A 525-nucleotide genomic window follows, 5' to 3' on the forward strand; every position below is an offset into this window, starting at 1 on the left:
GCCTCAAGGTACTTTAAATACTAGCCGCGCACTATAGCATACAGAGTTACAATTGCAGAATAGAAACGCACTTAACTTGATCAATTTCAAGTTACTCACTTGGGTGTGGCGATATTTTTGAGGGCTTTTGGCAAATATTGTTCAAAGATTTGCTGTAATCGCGCCTTCGTCACAGGCTTAGCAACAAACTCGTTCATGCCCGCTTCAAAGCAACGCTGCTGATCTTCTTTCACTACATTGGCAGTTAATGCGATGATCGGCACGTGAGCGCCCCACTCATTCATGTCACGGATCTGCTCTGTCGCGATAAACCCATCCATCACGGGCATTTGGCAATCCATAAAGATGAGATCAAAGGCGTGCTCGCGGCATAACTGCAACGCTTCTTCACCATGGCTCGCGACACTGACTTTAAGCCCTAGCAGCTCCAGCATAATGCGAACAACCCTCTGATTCACTTCCGTATCTTCGACAATCAAAACCCACGGCTTATCTGGATTTTTGTTCGTTGCCTCATTCGCCTCT

At 46.7% G+C, this 525-nt stretch carries 1 protein-coding gene; it reads right to left on the reverse strand.

Annotation, left to right across the window (positions count from 1 at the left end; translation table 11 throughout):
• Positions 1 to 95: 95 nt before the first annotated feature.
• On the reverse strand, positions 96 to 525 hold a 430-nt coding region (locus tag R8O10_RS27330; RefSeq protein WP_318192250.1), incomplete at its 5' end, for a response regulator.

Source organism: Vibrio sp. 1727, assembly GCF_033344415.1.
GTDB lineage: Bacteria > Pseudomonadota > Gammaproteobacteria > Enterobacterales > Vibrionaceae > Vibrio > Vibrio alginolyticus.